Below are 21,766 nucleotides of genomic sequence, written 5' to 3'. Positions count from 1 at the left end.
GCTAGTATTTTTATAGCTAAACTATTAATTAAAAACTTTTTTAACGTGGCAAACCATTTTTCACAACTTGCAAAAAAGTCAAGAACAAATGGAAGCTCAGAAAAAATTGCAAAAGAACAAACAGGTAAGCCATCTCTAGATATTTATAAACTTGGTGATGAGGTATTAAGACAAAATTCCAAAAGAATAACTAAGGTTGACGAATCCATTAGAGAACTTGCTAAAGAAATGCTTCAAAGCATGTACGCAGCTAAAGGAATTGGACTTGCAGCACCTCAAATTGGAATCAACAAAGAGCTTCTTGTCATAGATGTAAATTTTGAAGATTCAGCAGCAGAACCTCTAATATTAATCAATCCAGAAATTACAGACTTTGGAACAACCCTTAATTCATACGAAGAAGGCTGCTTAAGTATACCTGGCGTATATTTAAATGTAGTAAGACCATCAACTATAAAATTAAAATTTAGAGATGAAATGGGGAGACCACGAAAAATGAAAGCAGATGGACTTCTGGCGAGGTGTATTCAACACGAAATGGATCACTTAAACGGAATATTATTCGTTGATAGAGTTACATCAAAAGATGATTTGAACAAAGAACTTATAAAGGAAGGGTTCAACGAAAAAGACGTAATTTCTATTAATTAATCTAATGACTGAAACTACAATATTTCAAAAAATAATTAATAAAGAAATACCCTGCGATAAGCTTTATGAAGATGAGTTTTGTATTGCGTTTAATGATATCCAAGCGCAAGCACCAGTGCACTTTTTAGTGATTCCCAAAAAACCAATTATTAGTTTATTAGATTGTATTGAAGAAGATGCAAATCTATTAGGGCATTTACTTTTTGTTGGTGGTAAAATAGCTAAATCAAAACATTTAACTAATTGGAGAACAGTAATTAATACTGGAGCAGAATCTGGACAAACAGTTTTTCATTTGCATATTCATTTTTTATCTGGAAGAAAAATGAATTGGCCCCCAGGTTAAAACTCTCGAAAGAAAAGTTTATGGGTTATAAATAAGTAAAAACATAATGAATACACCAGATTCCTTAAATACAAAATCCAAAAATTTTTTCAATTTAATCTCAAAAAATTGGGAAGATCTAGACGATTCAATCAAAACTAAGTTAATAAAAATTTGGAAGGTTTTAACTTATAAATGGCAATTACAAATTTTATTTAATCTACCTTTTCTTTTATGGTGGTTATTAGATAAATCTTTTCCAAAAATTCATAAATTTGATATGACAATCTTGAATTACTTAAATTTACCTGAGTGGGCACTTTCATTTATTGGCTTTGGTCAATAGACTGCTAAAAGTTATAATTTACCTTATAAAACTAGTCGAGTAATGAATAAAGCAATTAATAATAAAACCAAAATATTGTACCAATTACAAAAATTAAGGAAGCTTTCTCAGCCTTTTTTTCTTCCCATAGATCAATGTAATGGATTCCAATTCATATGGCTTTTGATTTCTCTTTTATTTTGTGTTGGAGGCGTAGTACTTGTTGGTCTTACAGGAATAATTAGTTTTTTTGAAAGCTTTCAACCAATTTTTCTTGAAAAGTATTTCGGAGGTGTAGTAAGTACTATCAGTTCAATTTGGGCTGGTAGCTGGGGATTGCTTTTCTCTGCCTTATTTCTAATTGGATCAGGGAGCTTTTTTAGCTTAAGACGTCAATTAAAAAACCGTAGATGGTTACATTGGTTATTCCTTGCGATAATTGTATTAATGCTTTTAGCTGTAAATGGAATAAACGCAGGCATTGGATTCATTGCAAGAGATTTAACAAATGCTTTAGTTGAAAAACAAGAAGATGGGTTTTATCGGATATTGGGGATTTACGCTTGTTGTTTCGCTGTGGCTCTACCAATACGTGTTTCCCAAATATTTTTTACATATAAGTTAGGAATAATTTGGAGAGAATGGCTTTCAAAAAGTTTAGTCAAAGATTATATGACTAATAAAGCTTACTACCAATTAAATCCCAATGATGAAGAACAAACCGATGTAGATAATCCTGATCAAAGAATCACAGATGATACCCGAGCTTTTACTGGGCAAAGTCTATCTTTTACGTTAGGCATTTTTGATGCCCTACTAACATTTTCACTTAATATTCTTATTTTATGGAGTATTAGTACAACTCTTACTTTTTCTTTATTTGGTTACGCTGCATTTGCAACCTCTATCCTTTTAATTGCTGGGAAAAATCTTGTAAAGATTGACTTTGATCAACTCAGATATGAAGCAGATTTTCGATATGGCCTAGTACATATTAGAGATAATGCTGAATCAATAGCCTTTTACTCTGGGGAGAAGCCTGAGAGAAGTGAAACTGAAAGACGCTTAGGAGAAGTGGTAAAAAACTTTAATTTATTGATTATATGGAGAGTAATAATAGACGTCATGAGAAGATCCATTAATTATGCTGGAAATTTCTTTCCATACTTAATAATGGCTATCCCTTATTTTAAAGGTGATATTGATTATGGACGCTTTATTCAGGCAAGCTTTGCATTTGGAATGGTTGAAGGTTCATTATTTTTCATTGTTAATCAAATCGAAGAACTTGCAAAATTTACTGCAGGTATTGGCAGATTAGAAGGATTCCAATCAAAAGTTGAATCCATCAGTCAAACCAAGCCAACAAACAATCAAAACGTTATTTCAGATTACCCCTCAATTCTTATTAATAATGCTGACCTTTGCCCACCAGGATCAAATAAAACAATAATTAAAAATTTAAATTTAAGCATCGATAATAATCAATCACTTTTGGTTGTAGGACCATCTGGATGTGGAAAAACATCTTTACTAAGAATGATTAGTGGTTTATGGGAACCCGATCAAGGAGTAATTAAAAAACCAAAAATTGGGGAATTATTATTCATACCTCAAAAACCATATATGTTACTAGGTTCTTTAAGGGAACAATTATGTTATCCCACAGAAGTTAAGAAATTTAGTGATGAACATCTTACTTCTGTACTTCATGAAGTAAATTTAAAAACTTTAGTGGATCGATATCCTAATCTTGATATCAAACAAGATTGGCCGAGAATTCTTTCCCTAGGCGAGCAACAAAGATTGGCTTTTGCAAGACTTTTACTAAATTCTCCAAGATTTGCAGTACTTGATGAAGCAACAAGTGCTTTAGATATTAATACTGAAAAAAAACTATATAGTTTACTAAAGGAAAGAGAACTTTCTCTTATTAGTGTTGGACATAGACCTAGCTTAAAAGATTTTCACGAGAATATTTTAGAATTAAATGGACAGGGAGATTGGAAATTATTGACTTCTGATAAGTATAATTTTAAAGATTAACAAAAAAAATGAATTCAAAAGAAGAACAAACTAACTCAGAAGTCACTAATTTAGACAATGAGAGTTTTATAGAACAGCAGAAAGATCAAAATTACATCAATGAACAAATTGGAGACAATCAATTAAATGAAAAATCGATAGAAATTAAAGATGAATATAAATTTGGATGGAGTAGTTATTCTGAATTAACTAATGGAAGATTTGCAATGATTGGCTTTATTTCAATAATATTGATTGAATTATTGAGTAAACAGTCGTTTTTAAAATGGGCAGGAATCCTATAATTAATCATCAAATCTAGAACTGTTATCTCTAGGTTTTTTCTTGTTTGTTCCCACGTTATATCTACTATTTTGATTTTTTGAACTTGATCTAGCTGAAGAGCTTACTCTACGAGTCTCACGTGATTTTTTAACTTGATTAGAATCTTTAAATGAAGCATCTTCTACTTGAACTTTTGAAGTTTGCTCCCTAATAGGGGATCTAGTAGGTTTCTTTCTTAATGGAGAAGAATCAGCAGGAGAAGAGATATTATCTTGTCTAGAAACTGTACGATTCATTCTGGGTCTTGATCCCGTTTTAACTTCATCGCGAGATAAATTTCTTCTTTCACCAAAGTTATTTGTTTCTTGTTGTTTCCTATTTCTATCTTCAGAAGTCTGTCTTCTCCTTCTTATGGGTTCGTCATTTTCAAACTGACTTATTTCCCTTGTAGATGGCCTACTTCTACTTGCTGCATTAGAGGGAATAGCTCTAGAAACATTCCTCCTACGAGATCTCCCCTCCGTATACTCTTCTTCAAATTCATCTTCTTGAGGTTTAAATCTTCTAGATGGTCTTTCAGATTCGTCAAACCTATCATAATCGTCATTAAATCGGCCTCTAGAATTTCTTGGGACATCAGAAATAGGATCATCATCAAAATAAGATGACCTTCTAGCTTGATCAGTAGCAACTCCCCTCAATCGCACACTTTCATATGCGAAAAAAACTGTAGTTCCTGCTAATAAAAACTGACCAAACTGAAGGATGGGATCTAACCTCCAGCCTTGAAAAAATAATATTCCTCCGCACAAAAGTCCAATTGCTGCGAAGAAAACATCATAATCCCTTGCCAAGGCAGGCTTGAAGGACCTCAAAAAATAAAGGCCTCCCCCACATACCGCGAGAACTATACCAACAATACTGGCCCAATTGAGACTAGCATTGACCACATTCTTTCTCCAAAAATTTATATTTTAAAGGGTTACTTATATCCCCTATATATATAGTGTACTTAAAACTTCTACAAAAACTAGCGTCTTCCAGTAGAAGTACGTTCGAGGGAATCTTTCTGGCTGACAAAAATCAAAAATGCAGTGGCTGGAATAACGATAAGTAAGGCAGCGGCAATAAAACTACCTATCATTCCCACTGCGGAATTATTTGCAACTTCAGCAGAAAAATCTGCAGCTAGTAGTAAATTTGAGATTTGAAACACTTTTTAAATATTAAATTCTCAATTTATAATACGAATTAAATACGTTTCAATGGGTTATTTATTAAGATGAATTAAACAATTGTGATTTCCTTGCTTGTAAACTCTCTTCAAATTTTAGATATTAGTTTAGGAATTTCTCTTTCATATCTAACCATAGTTTTTCTAATAAGATTAATACTTACTTGGTACCCAAAAATTGATTTAAGTAAAGGTTTATGGTTATTAGTTTCAATACCATCAAGCTCTATTCTTAATTTAACAAAAAAACTAATTCCTCCTATTGGAGGTGTTGATGTTGGACCAGTAATTTGGATCGGAGTTATAAGCTTTTTAAGAGAAATTTTAGTCGGTCAGCAAGGGCTTATAAAACTTGCATTGCATACAAATATTTCATAGAAATCATTCAATTATTTCTCAGTAATTTGGCAATAGTTCTTCTTCTACATATTTAGTATGTATCTTACCCTGCTTAAATTTAGATTTATTCAGTAAGGTTAGATGAAAGTTAATTGTTGTAGGAATACCAGTTACTGCACATTCATTTAAAGCCCTATTCATTCTTTTAATTGCAGTATTACGATCTTTTCCCCAGACTATTAATTTACCAATTAATGAGTCATAGAAAGGGGGGATTTCATAGCCTGTATAAACATGACTATCCACCCTTACACCGGGGCCACCAGGAGGAAGCCACCCAGTTATTTTCCCAGGTGATGGTCGGAAATTGTGAGAAGGATCTTCAGCATTGATTCTACATTCAATGGCATGACCGTTTAAATGGATATCATCCTGATTAAATTCCAAGTTTGCTCCGCTTGCGATTTTAATTTGCTCAGCTATTAAATCAACTCCTGTAACCATTTCCGTAACAGGATGTTCAACTTGAATCCTAGTATTCATCTCCATAAAATAAAAATTATCATCATCATCAACTAAAAATTCAACTGTCCCTGCCCCTTCGTAGCCGATACTTTTTGCAGCAGCAATAGCTGCGTTCCCCATTTTTTTTCTTAGCTCAGTATTAATTGCAGGACTAGGAGACTCCTCTAGTAACTTCTGATGTCTTCTTTGAACTGAACAATCTCGCTCGCCTAAATGAACAACATTACCCGACCTGTCGGCCAAAATTTGAATTTCTACATGTCTTGGCTTCTTTATAAATTTCTCCATATATAAACCATCATTACCAAATGCTGCTTCTGCTTCGCCTTGAGCTGCTTTAAACATTTTTTCGAGATTATCAGAGTTTTCAACCAGCCTCATACCTCTTCCACCTCCTCCAGCAGTCGCTTTAATAATTACCGGATAGCCAATATCATCTGCCAATTTATAAGCCGCATCAACATTTGATAACAAGCCTTTACTACCAGGTACTGTTGGAACTCCTACTGCTTCCATAGTTTCTTTAGCTGTAGATTTATCTCCCATAGATCTAATAGCTTTAGGAGATGGGCCAATAAAAATAATGCCGTGATCATTACACATCTCAGCAAATTTATCATTTTCCGCAAGAAATCCATAACCAGGATGAATAGCATCAACTCCTCTCGATGTAGCAGCAGCAAGTATATTTGGAATATTTAAATAACTCTTATTACTTAATGAATCTCCGACACAAACCGCCTCATCAGCAAGCTGAACATGTAATGCTTTTTTATCTACAGTACTAAAAACTGCAACGGTTGCAATACCTAGTTCTCTACAACTTCTGACAATTCGTAAAGCTATTTCTCCACGATTAGCAATTAAAACTTTTTCAACCATTATGAAATAAAATTGAAGAAATGAAATGACTTAAAATAAAAAATTATTTGCCAAAGTATTCAACAAAATTTTTTAGTTATTAGAGGACATTTTTTACAATACAACCTAAAACGTTATATATGTATAAATATTTGTTTTATGCAATAGAAAAATTATCCATCATATTCAAAAAAACTCTTTTAAAACTGCATGCTTATTTCAGCCAATAATGTATGATATTTTTAAGGTTTAGGTGTCCCCTGGTTACTGGAAACCCTTTGCGGACGTGGCGGAATTGGTAGACGCGCACGTCTAAGGAGCGTGTGGCTTCGGCCTTGCGAGTTCAAGTCTCGCCGTCCGCATTTAATGTATTTTGGTTTAACTGCAATGAAAAAAAAATCAGTTGCAGTAGTTATAGTTTCTAATGGTCCTGGTGAATTAACTACATGGGTAAATCCCGTAGTAGATGAACTTAACGAAATAAATAAATCATTATGTGATGACGATAAACACGATTTCACTCTAAGGTTAGTCCTTGTTCCTTGCCCAAATGCCACTGGTAAAGAATTTTTAGTTGCAAATTCATGGAATAAATTCGAATTAATTACAAAATCCAAAAGTTTTTGGAAATTATTAATAAGGCCACATTCTTTTGCTAATTGGCCCAAAAATGGGGTAGTTGTTTTCCTTGGTGGGGATCAATTTTGGAGCATTTTATTAGCTAAAAGATTAGGTTATTTAAATATCACATATGCTGAATGGGTTGCACGATGGCCTAAATGGAGCAACGAAATTGCTGCTATGAATGTAAAAGTAAAAGAGTTAATACCTAAAAGATACAAATATAAATGTAAAGTCATTGGCGATTTGATGGCAGATATCAAACTTAACAGCGAAATATCATTAAGAAATCAAGAAAAACACTACGTTGCATTGTTGCCTGGTTCTAAGAAAGCAAAGCTTTCTGTTGGAATTCCTTTCTTCTTAGAAGTTGCAGATCATATCGCTAAAGAAAATCAAAATATAAATTTTATAATTCCAATTGCACCAACTACTGATAAGAGTGAATATTTATTTTTTCAAAGCAACAAAAATCCAATTGCTAAATGTTACTCATCAAAAATCAAAACAATTAAAAACTTCAAAGACTCTCATTTTGATTATGTAATTGAAACATCAAAAAATACAAAGATTTATCTAATCAAGAAACATCCTTGCTATGAGATATTAAAAGAATGTGATCTTGCAATTACAACTGTCGGAGCAAATACTGCAGAATTATCAGCAATTAGTCTTCCAATGTTAGTGGTCCTGCCAACTCAACATTTGAATATGATGAATGCCTGGGATGGTATTTTTGGGGTAATTGGAAGGATTGCATTTATAAATAGATTTCTAACTTTTATAATTAAAAATTTTTATTTTAAAAAAAAGAAGTTTTTTGCTTGGCCAAATATTAAAGCTAAAAGAATTATTGTCCCTGAGAGGATAGGTAATATTTCACCAATTGAAATTGCAAGAGAGGTATTATTTCTTTTGAAGAATATAGATCAATTAAAAAATATTAGGGATAATCTACACAAAGAAAGAGGCGATAAAGGTGCTGCAAAAAAACTTGCATCTATGATTGTTAATTCAATAAAAAAACTTTAACAATTACCAAGGATCATCAATTTCAAACTTTTCTGATTTTTTATTATCTTGAACTAAATTTTGTTCATCTAGTGGTTCAATATCTAAAGTTTCAGTTGCATTTTGAATTGGTCTTTTCGAAGCTAAATTAGTTGTTGATTGTTTCTTTTGCTTAAAATCAATATTGTTTTTTTCATCTTTTTGATTAATACTATTTTGATCCTCAATCTGATCAGAATAATCATTATCCATATATAGCTTTTTTCTTTTTTTTATTTCCTCTTTAGAACCCTTTATTTCAACATATTCAAGTTCATCTTCATAATCATCTTCATAATCATCTTCATAATCATCTTCATAATCATCTTGTTCATCAACTTCTTTATATTCCTCGACCAAATTATTTTGCTGTTCTGATTCAGAACCTGAAAGTAACTGATTCTCAACAGGTACAAGATTTGCTGAGTATCCATTTGCTTCCCTTTCATCCCATGAAGAGCCCCCGACTCCAAGTTTCTCAAGTAGTCCACTATTTAGTTGCTTCAATTTCTCTTCAGCACCTTCATAAACAATAATCCTATCAGTACCACTACTTACAATTTCCTCAACAGGAACTTCCCAAGTACTTAAAACTCCCTCACCTAAAAGCGGAACACCAACAGCACCCATAACAAGAGATATCAAATCCCCAGTCTCAATATCAAAAGAAAAGCCAAGAACTCTTCCCAGAAGTTGTCCAGATTCTGTAATCACTTGACAATTAATTACCTTCCCATACCTTTCTGGAGAAAAACTTTCACTCAAAGAATCTAAGGAGTCAACTAATATGACATCTCCAACTTGCTTAATACTTTCTAGAGGCATCCATTTTGGCAAACCTGGTAAAAATCTTGTAAGTGGATTATCTCTTAGTCCCAAAGCGACCACCTCTCTTCTATCAATATCAACAACAACTTCGCCAACTACGCCTAGCCGTCTTCCAGTATCAGTAGTTATCACTTGTGTTCCCATTAATTCTGACCTTAACCATAAACGTTCACTAGGAACCGAGTTAGGGAGATTCTTATTAGCAGATGTGTTAGACAAGCTCATAAATTTCTTTTTATCATTCTGACGTATAAATTTAAAAAAGTGTGTTTATGCAGCATTTGGTAACCCAAGAACTTGAGTATTAGCACCTCTTGCTTGCGCAACCCCAATTGTTCGTTCAGATGCACTAATCATAGGCCTTCTATGACTTACGACTATAAATTGAGCATTTGATGACTGATTTGATATTAGTTTTGACAACCTTTCAACATTAATACCATCTAAAAAACTATCAACCTCGTCTAATGCATAAAAAGGTGAAGGCTTATACTTTTGCAAAGCAAATAAAAAACTTAAAGCAGTTAACGATTTTTCACCACCTGACATAGACGCTAATCTTCTGACATTTTTTCCCTTGGGATGAGCCACTAAAGTTAATCCTCCTTCTAAAGGAGAATTAGGATTTTCAAGTTGAAGAAATCCATCTCCATCAGATAACTTTGCAAAAATTTCTCTAAAATGTCTATCAACTTCTGTAAATGCTTGCATAAAAGCTTCTTGACGCATCGTAGATACAGTTTCTATTCTCAGCAATAATTCAGATCTTTCATTGGATAGAATTTCTAATTTTTCTCGCAAACTATTTAATCTCTCAATTAATTCTTCTAGTTCATCAAGAGCTAACATATTGACAGGTTCTAAGCTTTCTAGTTTTGCATTTATAATCGAAATTTCTGATTGCAAAGATTCAAGACTCTGCCCTGCATATTCTCCAAACTCCGGGGAAGGATTAGGTAGATCTTTTTTATAATTTTCTAATTTTATTTTCTCGCTCCTCATCTCTTCTTTAAGGGAATGCATATCCCTTTCAAGATATTCAAGCTTTAACAGATAATTATTATGTTCTTGTCTTTTATTTGAAATTGAAGAGTTTAATTCATCTCTTTTCCTTCTTAATAAACCTAAATTCTTCTCTAGAGAATTTTTTTGTTTATCGAGATCTGAAAGCTCTTTGTTAAATTGATCCCTTTTTTCTATCCATTCACTATGAGCAATTGCGAGTTGTTTAATAGATTCCTGCAAGTTTTTTTCTTGTAGTAAAGTAATTTTTAATGAATTATTGATACGCTCTTTATTTAAAGCAAATTGATTCTTTTTATCTAGTAATGTATTTCTCTCTTTAATAAGTAATTCAAGTTTTTTATCAAGATTATTAAAATCGTCATTAAAAGCTATTAATGATGATTTTTGATTTTTTTCATAATTTGCCTTTTGAATGATTTGTAGTTGATCAAACTTATCGTGATAAGGCTTCAATTGATTTTTTAAATGACCTAACTCGTTAACTAATAAATTATTAGCAGTATCAAGTGTATTTAATCTCGATTTACAATCCTCAATTCTTTGCGAGACAGCTTTAAGAGAATCTTGATTTACTTCAATTTCTTTATTAAATGAGGCGCAATCCTCAATTATTTGACTGCGGTTAGAATTTAATATACTAAGTCTATTATTTTTTAGTATCAAATCATTATTTGACTCTTTTAAAGCTTCTTCGATAACTAATAATCTTTCTTTTATAGGAGTGGAATCATCAATATCATTATTAATTCCAAACTTATAAGCCAAATCTTTATTTAACTTACTGCCTCCTGTAATAGCACCACTTGCTTCTAATAATTCACCACTTAAGGTAACCAACCTATTTTTTTGTGTAGATAACCTTGCTGAGGATAAGTCTGAAAAAACCAAAGTATCTCCAAAAACATATCGAAAAACATCCGAATAAACTTCATCAAAAGTAATTAGATTAATAGCTTTATCAATAAATCCATTCTCCCTATTATTTTCAAATCTTGAAATCGCATAATTCTTTTTTTGACTTTTAATTCTATTTAAAGGTAAAAAAGTTAATCTTCCCGCTTTCTTCTTTTTGAGAATTTCAATTGCTTTTGCAGCAATATGATCATTATCAACAACAATTTGTCCTAACCTATTTCCAGCAGCAATTTCTAATGCATATCTATTTTTCTCACTGACCTCTCCAAGTTGAGCTACATAACCATGTATACCCTCTAACCCTGCCTCTAAGAGAATTCTGAGAGCATATGAACCTCTAGATTCGTTTAAAGCTTCCTTCCTGCTTTCAAATCTAGATAAATCCTTTTCAAGCCTTAATTGCTCGTTATTTAGCCTTGATTTAGTTTTAATTAATAAATCGATTTCATTTTTTAAAGAATTAATTTCTGCGCTATTACTTGCCAAGTTTTTATTCTTTGTATCGGATGTCTCTTTTTTTCTTTGATTACCCTGAAAAAGTTTCTGCTTTTCTAAGTCTAAAGATTCAATCTGTGACAATATCTCATCTTTTTGAATATTATTTTGAATAGTTTCTTCTTCAATTTTCCTTTTTTTTATTTCCAAAGGATTAATTTGATTTTTTATACTTTCAAGCTCAGCATTTAATTTGATACTTTGTTTTGAGAATTCTCCAGATTCTCCAGCAGCATCAGAAAGTTTTTTTCTTGATAGTTTGTGTTTTAAAGTGAGATCGTCAATTTGCAAGTTCAATTGATTTAAAAAATTATCATCAAAATTTTCTTGTCTCATCTTTTCTGACTCGATATTCCTCTTAGAAATTGCAATTTCATCTCTCTGTTTTTGTAATTTAATACCTTCTTCTTTATTCAGACTTGATATCCTATCAAGTTCTCTCAAGCTAGAATTAATACTTCCAATATCAGAATTAACTTTTATCAATTTATCCTCTCCTTTCTCCTTAAGCTCATCAACAAGTATTTTCAAAGCATCTTCTAAAACTGATATTTCTTTACTGATAGATTCTTTTTCTTTATTAAATAAGATTTTATTTTTTTCAATTTCACTTTCTTTTTTTTCTATAGATTCAACATGCTTAACTTGTTTTTCAAAAATAAGAACTTTCTCTAATTCTATTATTTGTAATAGTTTTGCCTTTAACTCTTTATATCGCTTTGCTTTTTCACATTCTTTTTCAAGCTTATTTTTACTAGATTGCAATTCATTTTCTAAAATTTCACATCTTTCTTGTCTTTCAAAAACGTCATTTAATTTTGCATTAGTTTGTTCTATTCTTGTATCAAAAAGTGCGACTCCTGCTAATTCATCAATAAGATTTCTCCTCTCCTTATTATTCATTGATACTATTCTTGTTACATCACCCTGCATAACAACATTGCTGCCCTCAGGATCAACACTAATATCTCTTAATATTCTCTGTATTTGTTGCAAAGTACATTGTTTGCCATCAGAAGTATAAGTAGAAGCATAAGAACCACCTGGCATAAGCCTTAATTTCCTAGAAACTACCCATTCTTTTTGACCTTTATTAAGGGCAATTTCTTCTTCTTCTAGTTCCAAAAGCGGAAGGTCCTCTCTGGGAGACCAATCTTGAATATTAAATTTTACTGATACAGATGTTTCTGATGACTTACCCTCTTTAACTTTGGAGTTATTTATTAGATCTGGTAATCTTTCAGCCCTCATCCCTCTACTATTAGCTAAACCTAAACAGAATAAAATTCCATCTAAAATATTACTTTTCCCAGAACCGTTAGGGCCCGTAACCACTGTGAAGCCTTCTTCAAGAGGAATTTTTACATTTCCCCCAAAAGATTTAAAATTTTCAAACTCGACCTGATTGATATGTACCAATCTCAAGTCTCAATAGCTAAATAAGAATAACTAATTTGCAAAAATTCTCAATAGAAATATTACGATTATTTATAAATGAATATTAATAATTTTTGCTCAATCTACAAGAATTAGCCGAAATTTCAAACAAACCAGAAAGAAGTTCACCATCCAAAATGAATCGATAATTTTCAGAGTCCAAGTCTGTAGAAACGTTTTTAAATATTCCATGATCAATTCTTTTTACAAAACCTCTATTATCAGAAAGTTCATGTTTTATCCTGGATAGCCATATAAGTCTATGATTTGGCTGCTTAGAAATTTCTATAGAAGCTTGATTTAATAAAGGTAGTTTTAAAAATTTCCAAGTTAAACAATCTATTCCATTTTCAACAAGAAAATCATAATGAATATCTTTTGACTTAGCATTATAAACTTCATGTTCCAGCAAAACCCATTTATCCATTATTTAGTTGATAAATAAATAAAATCTTTTTGCAAAACAAAGTTTAGATAAAGATATTTTTTCTTAAAGATGGTCCCTTTTATTTAATTACCTGCATCAGGAACAAATCTTAAAGCGATGAATAGCAAACTTCCAGCTCCAGCAATAGCTGCAGCTACTAATCCAAAATCTGTAGGGATTGTGCGAGATGCAAAAATTAATGATGCAAATGTAATATCCATGATGAAATTTAAACTCATTTAATAATTCCAGTAATAGCTTAACAAAAGCTTCTTGCAGAACAGAGTAGATAAATAAAATGTAAATAAACTTTTATATGTTTTTTTTCTATATAAATCCCACAATTATTTAGATAAGGGTTCCAAATTAAGAAAATGGGTCTAATCTTAAAATAAATAAGTTTGAATAATGGAGACTTACCATCCTCCCAAAGAAGTAGAAGATAAAGAAGATAACTCTAATCTTCCTGATAGAGAGGTTCTCTCGGAAAAATGGTTACTCGAAAAAATTGACAGTTTAATACCTTTAATAAAAGAAAAATGGCCTAACATTGCACAACAAACCCTTGAAGCCACAAAAGGGAGTATTGACGATTTAGTTGAAGTAATAGCAAGCCATAGTGGAACCTCAGCAATTAGAATAAAAAGCCAACTATTTGAAATAATTGATTCAATAAGAGAAAACAATTGGGAAATATCAGAAAAAATTGAGCCTATAGAAAGTCAATTAGAAGAATTATTAGAAGAACTTAACGATACACTTAGACCAAAAATAGAAAGTCCTATAAGAAAAAAACCATTATTATCTATTGCTATTGCGGCTGGTATAGGTTTACTAATAGGAACGCTCCTTAACAGTGGTAGAAAATAATATGGAAAAACCAAAAAATAAAAACTTTGCAAATACCGCCTCCAGAATTTCAGCGATTGCAAGTTCAGTTATGGATTTGCATGTAAGAATAGCTCTTCAAGAAGTAGATAGAGAAAAAAGAAGATTAATTAGTGGTGGAATATTTTTGGCAATTGGCAGCACATTATTATTACTAGTACTAATTTGCATCCATATTATTTTCTACCTTTTTCTAACAAAATATAATAACTGGAATATTGAATATAATTTATTACTAATAATATTTATCGATTTAGTTCTTGCAGGCTTAAGTTTAAAACTTGGAGGAAAATTAGCCAAAGGACCATATCTTCCTCAAACATTAGAGGGTTTAGGCAAGACAACAAAAGCCGTTTTAGGCAAAAAATAAATTACCTTATTAAATACTTTATCCATCTACAATCTATTCCCCCATTACTAACAGGAATTTTCAATGAAGATTTCATTTTCAAATATTTTGTTAGTTTTGGATTTCCACTTAGCAGCCAAAATTCCCAACCTGAAAAATTATTCTTTAGGAAGATTCCCATTTGTTCATATAAATAAATCAATTCATTTTCATCGCCTAATTTTTTGCCGTATGGAGGATTACATATGATTATCCCAGGTGTGCAACTTAATTGGAGTGCTAAAAAATCATTATTTATAAGCTCAATATAATTTTCTAGTCCAGCTAATGATATGTTTATATTCGCCTGCTCAAAAACCTTTTTATTAATTTCACATCCTATTATTGTTGGCAATTTTTCATAATTTATAATTTTATTTTTTGCCTTATTTTTTTCATTAAGATAAATATCTTTCCTAAAGTCCAACCAATTCTCAAAAAGATATACTTGATCAATATTTACGGGAACTCCAAGGTATTGGTTGACTGCCTCAATTAAAAAAGTTCCCGAACCGCACATAAAATCTATTAATGGAACTTTGCCATTCCATTGAGTCATATTTATCAATCCAGAAGCTAAATTTTCTTTTAATGGAGCATTTCCAATTGCAGGTCTATAGCCTCTTTTGTGTAAGCTTTCAACGCTGCTTTGAAGACTGAGAATTGCTTTATTATTATTTAAATGCAGATGAACTATAAAATCAGGATTAGCTAGAGCAATATTTGATCTTTTATTCCAAACTGCCTGTTGCAAATCAGTTATGGAATTTTTTACTTCAAGAGCAGTGAAATGAGTATGACTTAAAGAAGATGTTCTCCCAGTCACTTGAACATTAAACGTTTTATCAAAGTGCAACCAATTTAACCAATCAAATGAATCTCTAACCCCCGCATATAAAGATTGCTTGTCATAGCAATTAAAACTTGCAATTTCTCTATAAAAACGAAAAGCTAATCTGGAATAGAAATGAACTCTATAAAAAGTTTCAAAATCACATTCAAAATTAATAAATCTTTTATAAGTATTAATATTAAAGGCGCCTAAATTTGAAATTTCTTCTGCTAAAGATTTCTCTAGTCCCTCCGGAGATGATGCAACTACATTCATATACGATAAAACTTAGTAAAAAAACTATTCAATAACCATTTTGCCTGTCAGAATATAAATGTCCAATTGGACTAGGTGATCTCAACCGATGTTTCGGACAGCGGTTCGATTCCGCTCAACTCCACTCTTTGGGGTTGTAATGGTTTCGACGGGGCATAAGGAAGGTGACTGAAGCCGGCTCGGTTAGAGCAAAAACACAAATGCTAACAAAATCGTTAGTTTCTCCCGTCAAACAGCACCAGTTGCTGCTTGATCCTAAAGGAGATGGGGTTATATCAGCCTTATCAACCAAATGATACGAGGAGTCTGGAAGGACTCCACTTTTTTAAATAACTAAGAAGTTGTAGTAGATAATTTATGAGTGTGTAAATATTGCTGCAATTACTTGTATTAAAAAGAATTTTTTTAATTTTATAAGTATAAATACTGAGAAGATAAGTTTTAAATTAATTTATCTTATAAGGAATCCAATCTTGCAAAATGGAATCTAATAAAAAACTAAATGACTTGATAATAAATCTCAAACCAAAAGTTATTAGATTCACTGGTGAAAAATTTCCCAATGAACTATGGAATAGTGGTTGTCAACTCAAAAAAAATAAGAAAATATCTAGCTAAAAATTTAACTAATTACTCGAAAAAGGATTTTTCGGCATTTTTTTTAAACATTTTTTTGAAACTTCCTGAAGTACTTTAAATTCATTTTTTTTTAAATTCCAATTAAATACATTAGATACATCAATAACTTGAGATTTTTTTCGCATTCCAACTAGTGGAATAGTTCCTTGATAACAACACCAATTAATTGCTACTTGCGCTTGGGAAACTGATCTTTGATGCGCAATTCTTTTTAGACATCTCCGCAATTCATATGTTGGTTTTTTATAGTTTTCAAATAAGGAATTACGAATAAAACTTTTTTCTTTATTTTCTTCTTTATCTGGATCAATACAAAGTATTCCAAAGGACAAAGGGCTATAAGCAAAGAAATCAATATTATTTTCGTCGCAAATTTTTTTTACCTGGTATTGTTTTCCTAAATCGGGAGCAAGCAAAGAAAACTGTATTTGAACACTCTTTAGGTGCTGATTTCTTTTTGCTAAGAAATTAATTAATTTCATCAATCTTTTAGGGCCTATATTTGATAAACCTATTTGAAAATCAAAGCCTTCATCTTTTAAATCGCAAAGATTATTCAACAGCCCTAATTCCTGCCAAGGATTGTATTTTGCAGTTGACCAATGTAATTGCACTATATCTAATTTGTTATTAAGTCTCTCTAAACTTTTCAAAAAAGGTTTATTGAAGCCTCTGTTACCTATTCTCCAAGGATAAGGTGCAAGTTTGGTTGCTACTTGAATTCTTTTTTTCTTTGCTGAAGGAGTATTTAGTAAAAATTTTCCTATCAACAATTCACTTCTGCCCTGAAGATTCCCAGTACCGTAAGAATCTGCAGTATCAATTAGATCGAAACCTCTTCGTAACGCTTCATCATATGTCTCTCGTAAATCATCGTCATTTGTAGATTGGTAATTCCAGAAAAGCTTATTCCCCCAAGACCACGTACCTAATCCAATTCTTTTCTTCACTAGCCAATTTAAATAAGGAACTTTATAAGGTTATCTAAAAATATTAACTTCTTTAAAATATTTCAAAAAATAAGTTTTAAAGCATTAAAAATCAATTTCTCTTGACATTAAGAAATTATTCTCCAAAGTAAGAGAAATAAAAATAAAAAATTGTTCATTACCGTTTGCGGACAAAAAGGGGGAGTAGCCAAGACCTGTACAAGTATTCACCTTGCAAGTGTTTGGCATTCTGAAGGTAAAAAAGTTTGCATAGTCGATGCCGACAAGAATAGATCTGCTTTAGCATACGCATCAAGAGGCAATCTTCCATTTCCAGTTTTCCCCGTCAATTCAGCTGCTAAAGCATCAAGATCATCAGAAATTGTAATAACTGATGGCCAAGCTAGCAGTGATCAAGAAGAACTTAAACACTTAGCGTATGGTTCAGATTTAGTTATCTTACCTACAACTGCAAAAGCAAGATCAGTAGAATTAACTGTTGAACTAGCTAATTTATTAAGCAACTTAAAAGTTAACCATGCTGTAGTTATAGTAAAAGTTGATTTTAGACAGCAAAAAGCAGCGCAACAAGCCAAAGCAGCTCTAGAAAATTTTGGTTTATATGTTTTTGATACATTTATACCCTTACTCTCAGCATTTGATAAAGCAGAAGCCTCTGGCAATGCTGTATTTGAAGCTGTAGACGATTTAGGCAGATCAGATCCTCGTCGAATGACGGGCTGGTCTGCTTATTGTTCAATTGCCTCACAAATTCCATGCCTGATTTCGAAGCCCTCATCCGACACCAACAACTTAAACAACCAACAACCAATAAGCGCTTAAAAGTAGTTGATTCTCCTAATTTTGAAGAAGAAAAAAAAGAAGAAGCAATAATTAGACAATCTGGATTATTAGTTAATTTTTTTGGAGCTTTTATAGGCTCTGTAATTGGAACTTTAACAATACTGTTTCTCAATATTAATGAATATCTACCATTAGATTTACTAAAACTTAAGTAGTATATTCGCTATTTATTTCAACATATTTTTTAGAAAGATCGCACCCCCAAGCTGTGCCTTTCGATTCGCCAGAATTTAGATTAATCATAATTTTTACAATATCATCTACCAAATATCTACCTTTCATTCTGGACTTAATATAGTCTGTAACTTTTTGTGGATCATATTTATTTAACTGGCCTTTTTCCAAAATGTGGGCGTTTCCTATATATAAGTCAACGTCATTTAAATTAAATTTAACTCCAGAATTACCTGCAGCAGAAATGATTCGTCCCCAATTTGGATCACAACCATGTATCGCAGTTTTTACCAAGGCAGAATTACAAATAGATTTCGCGAGCATAATTGCATCATCTGTATTTTTTGCTCCTTGAACCAAAACTTCTAATAAACAATTTGCTCCCTCTCCATCCCTTGCAATATTTTTTGCCAAGTTCTGACATACAATATCAATCCCTTGTTGAATCATTGGAAAAAACCTTTTTTCAATTTTCTCGCCTGCATTTATTCCAACAAAAGAATCATTTGTGCTTGTCTCTCCATCAACTGATATTGCATTAAAAGATTTTTGAACCGCAATAGCAATCATTTTGTCCCATTCTTCTTTTTGAATACCCGCATCACAGGTTAGAAAAGCAAGCATTGTAGCCATGTTGGGGTAAATCATTCCTGAACCTTTTGCAAATCCTGCTATTTTTATTTTTCTACCTTGAATAATCGTCTCTATTGACACTTTTTTCAAAGTCAAATCAGTAGTTAAAATTGCTTCTGCTGCATTTTTAAAATTATTACCGTTTAAATCACTAACTAAATTCGGTAAATTTTTTACTAAATCATTTATTTGTATTGGAACACCAATGACACCAGTTGAGCACATTAAAACTTCTTCTTCTTTTATTCCTAAAAGTTCCGCAATCTTTCCTGTAGCAATTTGAAAATGTTGAATGCCAAGATTTCCTGTACATGCATTTGCTTGACCAGAATTAATTAGTATTGCTCTTACAAAACCTGAAGTTGTTTTAATCCTTTCCTCACAAATATCCACACAAGAAGCTCGAACTATTGATTGGGTAAACATCCCACTAAAAATACTTCCTTTTGGAGCGAGTATTAGTGCTAAATCTTTTTTATTAGAAGCTTTTAAACCAGCAGATATCCCAGCAAAAAGAAACCCCTTGGGTGTTAGCTTACTGTCATCAACAAACGACCAACTGGAATCTAACTGGCTCAAACTTTTTGGTATTTTAATTCATACTAACTACTCTTTAATACTAAAGAAACTAAGTAATTAGATTATTATTAATTATATGGATATTCTTCAAAAATTAAAAAACAACCAAAGAAGGATTGGTTTAACAGGAGGTATTGCAAGTGGGAAGACAACCATAACTAATTACATAAGAAAACATAAAAACATACCAATATTAGATGCAGATCATTTTTCAAGAGAATTAATCAAACCAAACACATATGGATATAAGAAAATTTTAGATTATTTTGGAAATAAAATTATTGATAATAAAAGCAATTCAGAAAGGGAAATAAACAGAAAACTTTTAAGGAACATTATTTTTAAACATTCAGCAAGCAAGAAATGGATTGAAAAACTACTTCACCCCTTAATTAAAGAAAGAATGATAGAAGAATGCAGTCAATATAGAAATAATCAAACTATAGTATTGGTTATTCCATTATTATTTGAAGCAAAATTTGAAGATATTTGCACTGAAATATGGTTAGTTAAATGTCCTGAAGAAATACAAAAAAACAGACTTATCACAAGAGATAAAATTAGCGAAAAAGAAGCATCTGAATTGATAAATTTTCAATTAAGTTTTGAAGAAAAAAGAAAATTCTCAGATATTATTTTAGAGAATTCAAATGATCAAAATAAATGGATCAATACGATAAAAGAGCTTCTTTAAGCTTTAGCTATTTAATTTTTCCATAAGAAGTTTATTTGCAAGTTTAGGGTCAGCTTTACCTTTTGTTCTTTTCATAAGTTGACCAACAAAAAAACCAAGTAACTTAGTTTTGCCATTTTTAAATGCTTGAACTTCATTTGGATGTTCATTTATAAGTTCATCAATTATTGGTGAAATACTTGAAGAATCAGATATCATTGCCAATCCTTTTTCTTCAACTAATTTTTTCGGGGAAATATTTTTTTGAATAAGTTCAGGTAAAATTTCTTTTGCAATTTTTCCACTAATTATATTTTTTGAAATCATGTTGATCATTTCAGCAAGATTTTCAGGACTAAGCTTTAATTCACTAAAACTTAGTTTGTTTGATTTTAAATAGCCCACAATATCACTTGTTACCCAATTTGAAGCTAGTTTAGCCTCAGCACCATTTGCTACTGTTTGTTCAAAAAAGTTTGCCATGCTTATTTCATCAGAAATTACCCTTGCATCATATGCAGACAACCCAAATTGACTTACGTATTTATATCTTTTCTTTGAAGGTAATTCTGGTAGTTCTTTAAACCATATTTCTTGTTGGGCTTTTGTTATTTCAATTGGACCTAAGTCAGGATCAGGAAAATATCTATAATCACTGCTACCTTCTTTTAATCTCATACTTTTCGTTAATTGCTTAGCTTCATCCCATAACCTTGTTTCTTGGAAAATTTTTCCTCCATTTTCATAAACTTCTATTTGTCTGGCTATTTCATAATCACAAGCCTTTTGAATTGCAGAAAATGAATTCATATTTTTTATTTCCACTTTGGTACCAAAAGGAGAATTAGGTCCTTTTCTAACTGAAATATTGACATCGCAGCGTAATGAACCCTCTTGCATATTTCCGTCTGATACCCCTAGATATCTAACTGTTCTTCTAATCTCTGAAGCATATTCAGATGCCTCTTTACCTGATCTAATATCTGGTTTACTTACAATCTCACAAAGTGCTATTCCGGCACGATTGTAATCAACTAAAGAATACTTAGAGCCAGCTAATCTATCACTTCCTGAATGGACTAGTTTTCCGGCGTCTTCTTCCATATGTAGCCTTTCTATACCAATTTTTTTGATATAAGGTTCTTTGTCCTTTTCAATTATTTCAACCTCTAACCAACCATTTTCAGCTAGTGGCTCATCAAATTGTGAAATTTGATAATTTTTAGGAAGATCAGGATAAAAATATTGTTTTCTATCAAATTTACAATGTTCTGCAACGTTTAAATTTAATGCTAACGAAGTTTTTACAGCATACTCAAGAACAGTCTCATTCAGAACTGGAAGAGTTCCTGGTAAACCACAAACTACAGGATCTATATGGGTATTAGGTGCATCACCAAAAGCTGTTGACGCAGATGTGAATATTTTACTTTTCGTATTAAGCTGTACATGAGTTTCCAAACCAATCACAGCTTCCCAAGATTCCAAATTGTTCATTATTAAAAGTCTCTTTATTAATATT

General features: G+C 31.6%; 23 protein-coding genes and 1 tRNA gene. 13 read left to right on the top strand and 11 right to left on the bottom strand.

Annotation, left to right across the window (positions count from 1 at the left end):
* Positions 1–45 precede the first annotated feature (45 nt).
* From def to HA152_RS00345, 5 genes are read left to right on the top strand one after another with little or no spacing between them, the layout of a single operon-like run.
* On the top strand, positions 46–651 hold the full coding sequence (gene def, locus HA152_RS00365; RefSeq protein WP_209132398.1) for a peptide deformylase: 606 nt from the start codon (positions 46–48) through the stop codon (positions 649–651).
* Positions 652–655: 4 nt separating this feature from the next.
* A complete protein-coding gene (locus tag HA152_RS00360; RefSeq protein WP_209132397.1) occupies positions 656–997 on the top strand; it encodes a histidine triad nucleotide-binding protein in 342 nt (113 codons plus the stop codon).
* Between the two features lie 46 nt (positions 998–1,043).
* Positions 1,044–1,322 carry a hypothetical protein gene (locus HA152_RS00355; protein WP_209132394.1) on the top strand — a complete coding sequence of 93 codons (279 nt, stop codon included), beginning with the start codon at positions 1,044–1,046 and terminating at the stop codon, positions 1,320–1,322.
* A 42-nt stretch (positions 1,323–1,364) separates the two neighbouring features.
* Positions 1,365–3,347, top strand: a complete 1,983-nt coding sequence (locus tag HA152_RS00350; protein WP_209132393.1) for an ABC transporter ATP-binding protein/permease — start codon at positions 1,365–1,367, stop codon at positions 3,345–3,347.
* An 8-nt stretch (positions 3,348–3,355) separates the two neighbouring features.
* On the top strand, positions 3,356–3,631 hold the full coding sequence (locus HA152_RS00345) for a chlorophyll a/b-binding protein (protein WP_209132392.1): 276 nt from the start codon (positions 3,356–3,358) through the stop codon (positions 3,629–3,631).
* Here the strand turns inward: HA152_RS00345 and HA152_RS00340 are convergent, their stop codons facing one another.
* Both HA152_RS00340 and psbX read right to left on the bottom strand, forming a co-directional pair.
* Positions 3,632–4,561, bottom strand: a complete 930-nt coding sequence (locus tag HA152_RS00340) for a Ycf66 family protein (RefSeq protein ID WP_209132391.1) — start codon at positions 4,559–4,561, stop codon at positions 3,632–3,634.
* 80 nt (positions 4,562–4,641) lie between these two features.
* Complete coding sequence (gene psbX, locus HA152_RS00335; protein WP_025893891.1) at positions 4,642–4,827, bottom strand: photosystem II reaction center X protein; 186 nt, start codon at positions 4,825–4,827, stop codon at positions 4,642–4,644.
* Positions 4,828–4,917: 90 nt separating this feature from the next.
* Here psbX and HA152_RS00330 point away from each other — a divergent pair, with 90 nt between their 5' ends.
* Positions 4,918–5,223: a YggT family protein gene (locus HA152_RS00330; protein ID WP_209133287.1), complete on the top strand. Its 306-nt coding sequence runs from the start codon at positions 4,918–4,920 to the stop codon at positions 5,221–5,223.
* Positions 5,224–5,241: 18 nt separating this feature from the next.
* Here the strand turns inward: HA152_RS00330 and accC are convergent, their stop codons facing one another.
* A complete protein-coding gene (gene accC / locus HA152_RS00325; protein ID WP_209132390.1) occupies positions 5,242–6,591 on the bottom strand; it encodes an acetyl-CoA carboxylase biotin carboxylase subunit in 1,350 nt (449 codons plus the stop codon).
* A gap of 259 nt (positions 6,592–6,850) precedes the next feature.
* Here accC and HA152_RS00320 point away from each other — a divergent pair.
* Positions 6,851–6,932, top strand: a tRNA-Leu gene (locus tag HA152_RS00320).
* Positions 6,933–6,936: 4 nt separating this feature from the next.
* Positions 6,937–8,223 carry a glycosyl transferase gene (locus HA152_RS00315; protein WP_209132389.1) on the top strand — a complete coding sequence of 429 codons (1,287 nt, stop codon included), beginning with the start codon at positions 6,937–6,939 and terminating at the stop codon, positions 8,221–8,223.
* A gap of 3 nt (positions 8,224–8,226) precedes the next feature.
* Here HA152_RS00315 and HA152_RS00310 read toward each other — a convergent pair whose 3' ends face one another.
* From HA152_RS00310 to HA152_RS00295, 4 genes are all read right to left on the bottom strand, one after another.
* Positions 8,227–9,294, bottom strand: a complete 1,068-nt coding sequence (locus tag HA152_RS00310; protein ID WP_209132388.1) for a PRC-barrel domain-containing protein — start codon at positions 9,292–9,294, stop codon at positions 8,227–8,229.
* Between the two features lie 45 nt (positions 9,295–9,339).
* Positions 9,340–12,930, bottom strand: a complete 3,591-nt coding sequence (smc, locus tag HA152_RS00305) for a chromosome segregation protein SMC (protein WP_209132387.1) — start codon at positions 12,928–12,930, stop codon at positions 9,340–9,342.
* 76 nt (positions 12,931–13,006) lie between these two features.
* Positions 13,007–13,369: a hypothetical protein gene (locus HA152_RS00300; protein WP_209132386.1), complete on the bottom strand. Its 363-nt coding sequence runs from the start codon at positions 13,367–13,369 to the stop codon at positions 13,007–13,009.
* Between the two features lie 83 nt (positions 13,370–13,452).
* Entirely contained in the window at positions 13,453–13,608 is a 156-nt protein-coding gene (locus HA152_RS00295) for a hypothetical protein (protein WP_011817545.1), read from the bottom strand.
* Between the two features lie 169 nt (positions 13,609–13,777).
* Here HA152_RS00295 and HA152_RS00290 point away from each other — a divergent pair, with 169 nt between their 5' ends.
* Positions 13,778–14,239, top strand: coding sequence for a DUF883 C-terminal domain-containing protein (locus HA152_RS00290; protein WP_209132385.1), 462 nt, complete (start codon positions 13,778–13,780; stop codon positions 14,237–14,239).
* A 1-nt stretch (position 14,240) separates the two neighbouring features.
* Complete coding sequence (locus tag HA152_RS00285; protein ID WP_025880084.1) at positions 14,241–14,627, top strand: phage holin family protein; 387 nt, start codon at positions 14,241–14,243, stop codon at positions 14,625–14,627.
* A gap of 1 nt (position 14,628) precedes the next feature.
* Here HA152_RS00285 and HA152_RS00280 read toward each other — a convergent pair whose 3' ends face one another.
* Positions 14,629–15,753, bottom strand: a complete 1,125-nt coding sequence (locus HA152_RS00280; protein WP_209132384.1) for a THUMP domain-containing class I SAM-dependent RNA methyltransferase — start codon at positions 15,751–15,753, stop codon at positions 14,629–14,631.
* A gap of 480 nt (positions 15,754–16,233) precedes the next feature.
* Here HA152_RS00280 and HA152_RS00270 point away from each other — a divergent pair, with 480 nt between their 5' ends.
* Positions 16,234–16,371, top strand: coding sequence for a hypothetical protein (locus HA152_RS00270; RefSeq protein WP_209132383.1), 138 nt, complete (start codon positions 16,234–16,236; stop codon positions 16,369–16,371).
* Between the two features lie 8 nt (positions 16,372–16,379).
* Here the strand turns inward: HA152_RS00270 and HA152_RS00265 are convergent, their stop codons facing one another.
* Positions 16,380–17,342 (bottom strand): aldo/keto reductase, encoded by a 963-nt coding sequence (locus HA152_RS00265; protein ID WP_209132382.1) that lies wholly within the window; start codon positions 17,340–17,342, stop codon positions 16,380–16,382.
* A gap of 150 nt (positions 17,343–17,492) precedes the next feature.
* Here HA152_RS00265 and HA152_RS00260 point away from each other — a divergent pair, with 150 nt between their 5' ends.
* Positions 17,493–18,164 (top strand): AAA family ATPase, encoded by a 672-nt coding sequence (locus tag HA152_RS00260; protein WP_025880073.1) that lies wholly within the window; start codon positions 17,493–17,495, stop codon positions 18,162–18,164.
* 168 nt (positions 18,165–18,332) lie between these two features.
* Here the strand turns inward: HA152_RS00260 and argJ are convergent, their stop codons facing one another.
* Positions 18,333–19,571 carry a bifunctional glutamate N-acetyltransferase/amino-acid acetyltransferase ArgJ gene (gene argJ, locus HA152_RS00255; RefSeq protein WP_209132381.1) on the bottom strand — a complete coding sequence of 413 codons (1,239 nt, stop codon included), beginning with the start codon at positions 19,569–19,571 and terminating at the stop codon, positions 18,333–18,335.
* A 76-nt stretch (positions 19,572–19,647) separates the two neighbouring features.
* On the opposite strand from argJ, the gene coaE reads away from it, so the two are divergent.
* Positions 19,648–20,265 (top strand): dephospho-CoA kinase, encoded by a 618-nt coding sequence (gene coaE / locus HA152_RS00250; protein WP_209132380.1) that lies wholly within the window; start codon positions 19,648–19,650, stop codon positions 20,263–20,265.
* Between the two features lie 3 nt (positions 20,266–20,268).
* Here the strand turns inward: coaE and gatB are convergent, their stop codons facing one another.
* Positions 20,269–21,741, bottom strand: a complete 1,473-nt coding sequence (gatB, locus tag HA152_RS00245; RefSeq protein WP_209132379.1) for an Asp-tRNA(Asn)/Glu-tRNA(Gln) amidotransferase subunit GatB — start codon at positions 21,739–21,741, stop codon at positions 20,269–20,271.
* Between the last annotated feature and the right edge of the window lie 25 nt (positions 21,742–21,766).

This window comes from Prochlorococcus marinus XMU1412 (genome assembly GCF_017696315.1).
GTDB classification, from domain to species: domain Bacteria; phylum Cyanobacteriota; class Cyanobacteriia; order PCC-6307; family Cyanobiaceae; genus Prochlorococcus_A; species Prochlorococcus_A marinus_AF.
This window is presented reverse-complemented; position numbering and strand designations above follow the sequence as displayed.

Bases quoted from the DNA above. Each gene is read 5' to 3' on its own strand.
- HA152_RS00270 (WP_209132383.1), top strand. From the start codon at position 16,234: ATGGAATCTAATAAAAAACTAAATGACTTGATAATAAATCTCAAACCA.
- HA152_RS00315 (WP_209132389.1), top strand. From the start codon at position 6,937: ATGTATTTTGGTTTAACTGCAATGAAAAAAAAATCAGTTGCAGTAGTT.
- HA152_RS00295 (WP_011817545.1), bottom strand. From the start codon at position 13,608: ATGAGTTTAAATTTCATCATGGATATTACATTTGCATCATTAATTTTT.
- HA152_RS00300 (WP_209132386.1), bottom strand. From the start codon at position 13,369: ATGGATAAATGGGTTTTGCTGGAACATGAAGTTTATAATGCTAAGTCA.
- accC (WP_209132390.1), bottom strand. From the start codon at position 6,591: ATGGTTGAAAAAGTTTTAATTGCTAATCGTGGAGAAATAGCTTTACGA.
- HA152_RS00345 (WP_209132392.1), top strand. From the start codon at position 3,356: ATGAATTCAAAAGAAGAACAAACTAACTCAGAAGTCACTAATTTAGAC.
- HA152_RS00310 (WP_209132388.1), bottom strand. From the start codon at position 9,294: ATGAGCTTGTCTAACACATCTGCTAATAAGAATCTCCCTAACTCGGTT.
- HA152_RS00355 (WP_209132394.1), top strand. From the start codon at position 1,044: ATGAATACACCAGATTCCTTAAATACAAAATCCAAAAATTTTTTCAAT.
- HA152_RS00360 (WP_209132397.1), top strand. From the start codon at position 656: ATGACTGAAACTACAATATTTCAAAAAATAATTAATAAAGAAATACCC.
- coaE (WP_209132380.1), top strand. From the start codon at position 19,648: ATGGATATTCTTCAAAAATTAAAAAACAACCAAAGAAGGATTGGTTTA.
- gatB (WP_209132379.1), bottom strand. From the start codon at position 21,741: ATGAACAATTTGGAATCTTGGGAAGCTGTGATTGGTTTGGAAACTCAT.
- HA152_RS00280 (WP_209132384.1), bottom strand. From the start codon at position 15,753: ATGAATGTAGTTGCATCATCTCCGGAGGGACTAGAGAAATCTTTAGCA.
- HA152_RS00350 (WP_209132393.1), top strand. From the start codon at position 1,365: ATGAATAAAGCAATTAATAATAAAACCAAAATATTGTACCAATTACAA.
- HA152_RS00290 (WP_209132385.1), top strand. From the start codon at position 13,778: ATGGAGACTTACCATCCTCCCAAAGAAGTAGAAGATAAAGAAGATAAC.
- HA152_RS00285 (WP_025880084.1), top strand. From the start codon at position 14,241: ATGGAAAAACCAAAAAATAAAAACTTTGCAAATACCGCCTCCAGAATT.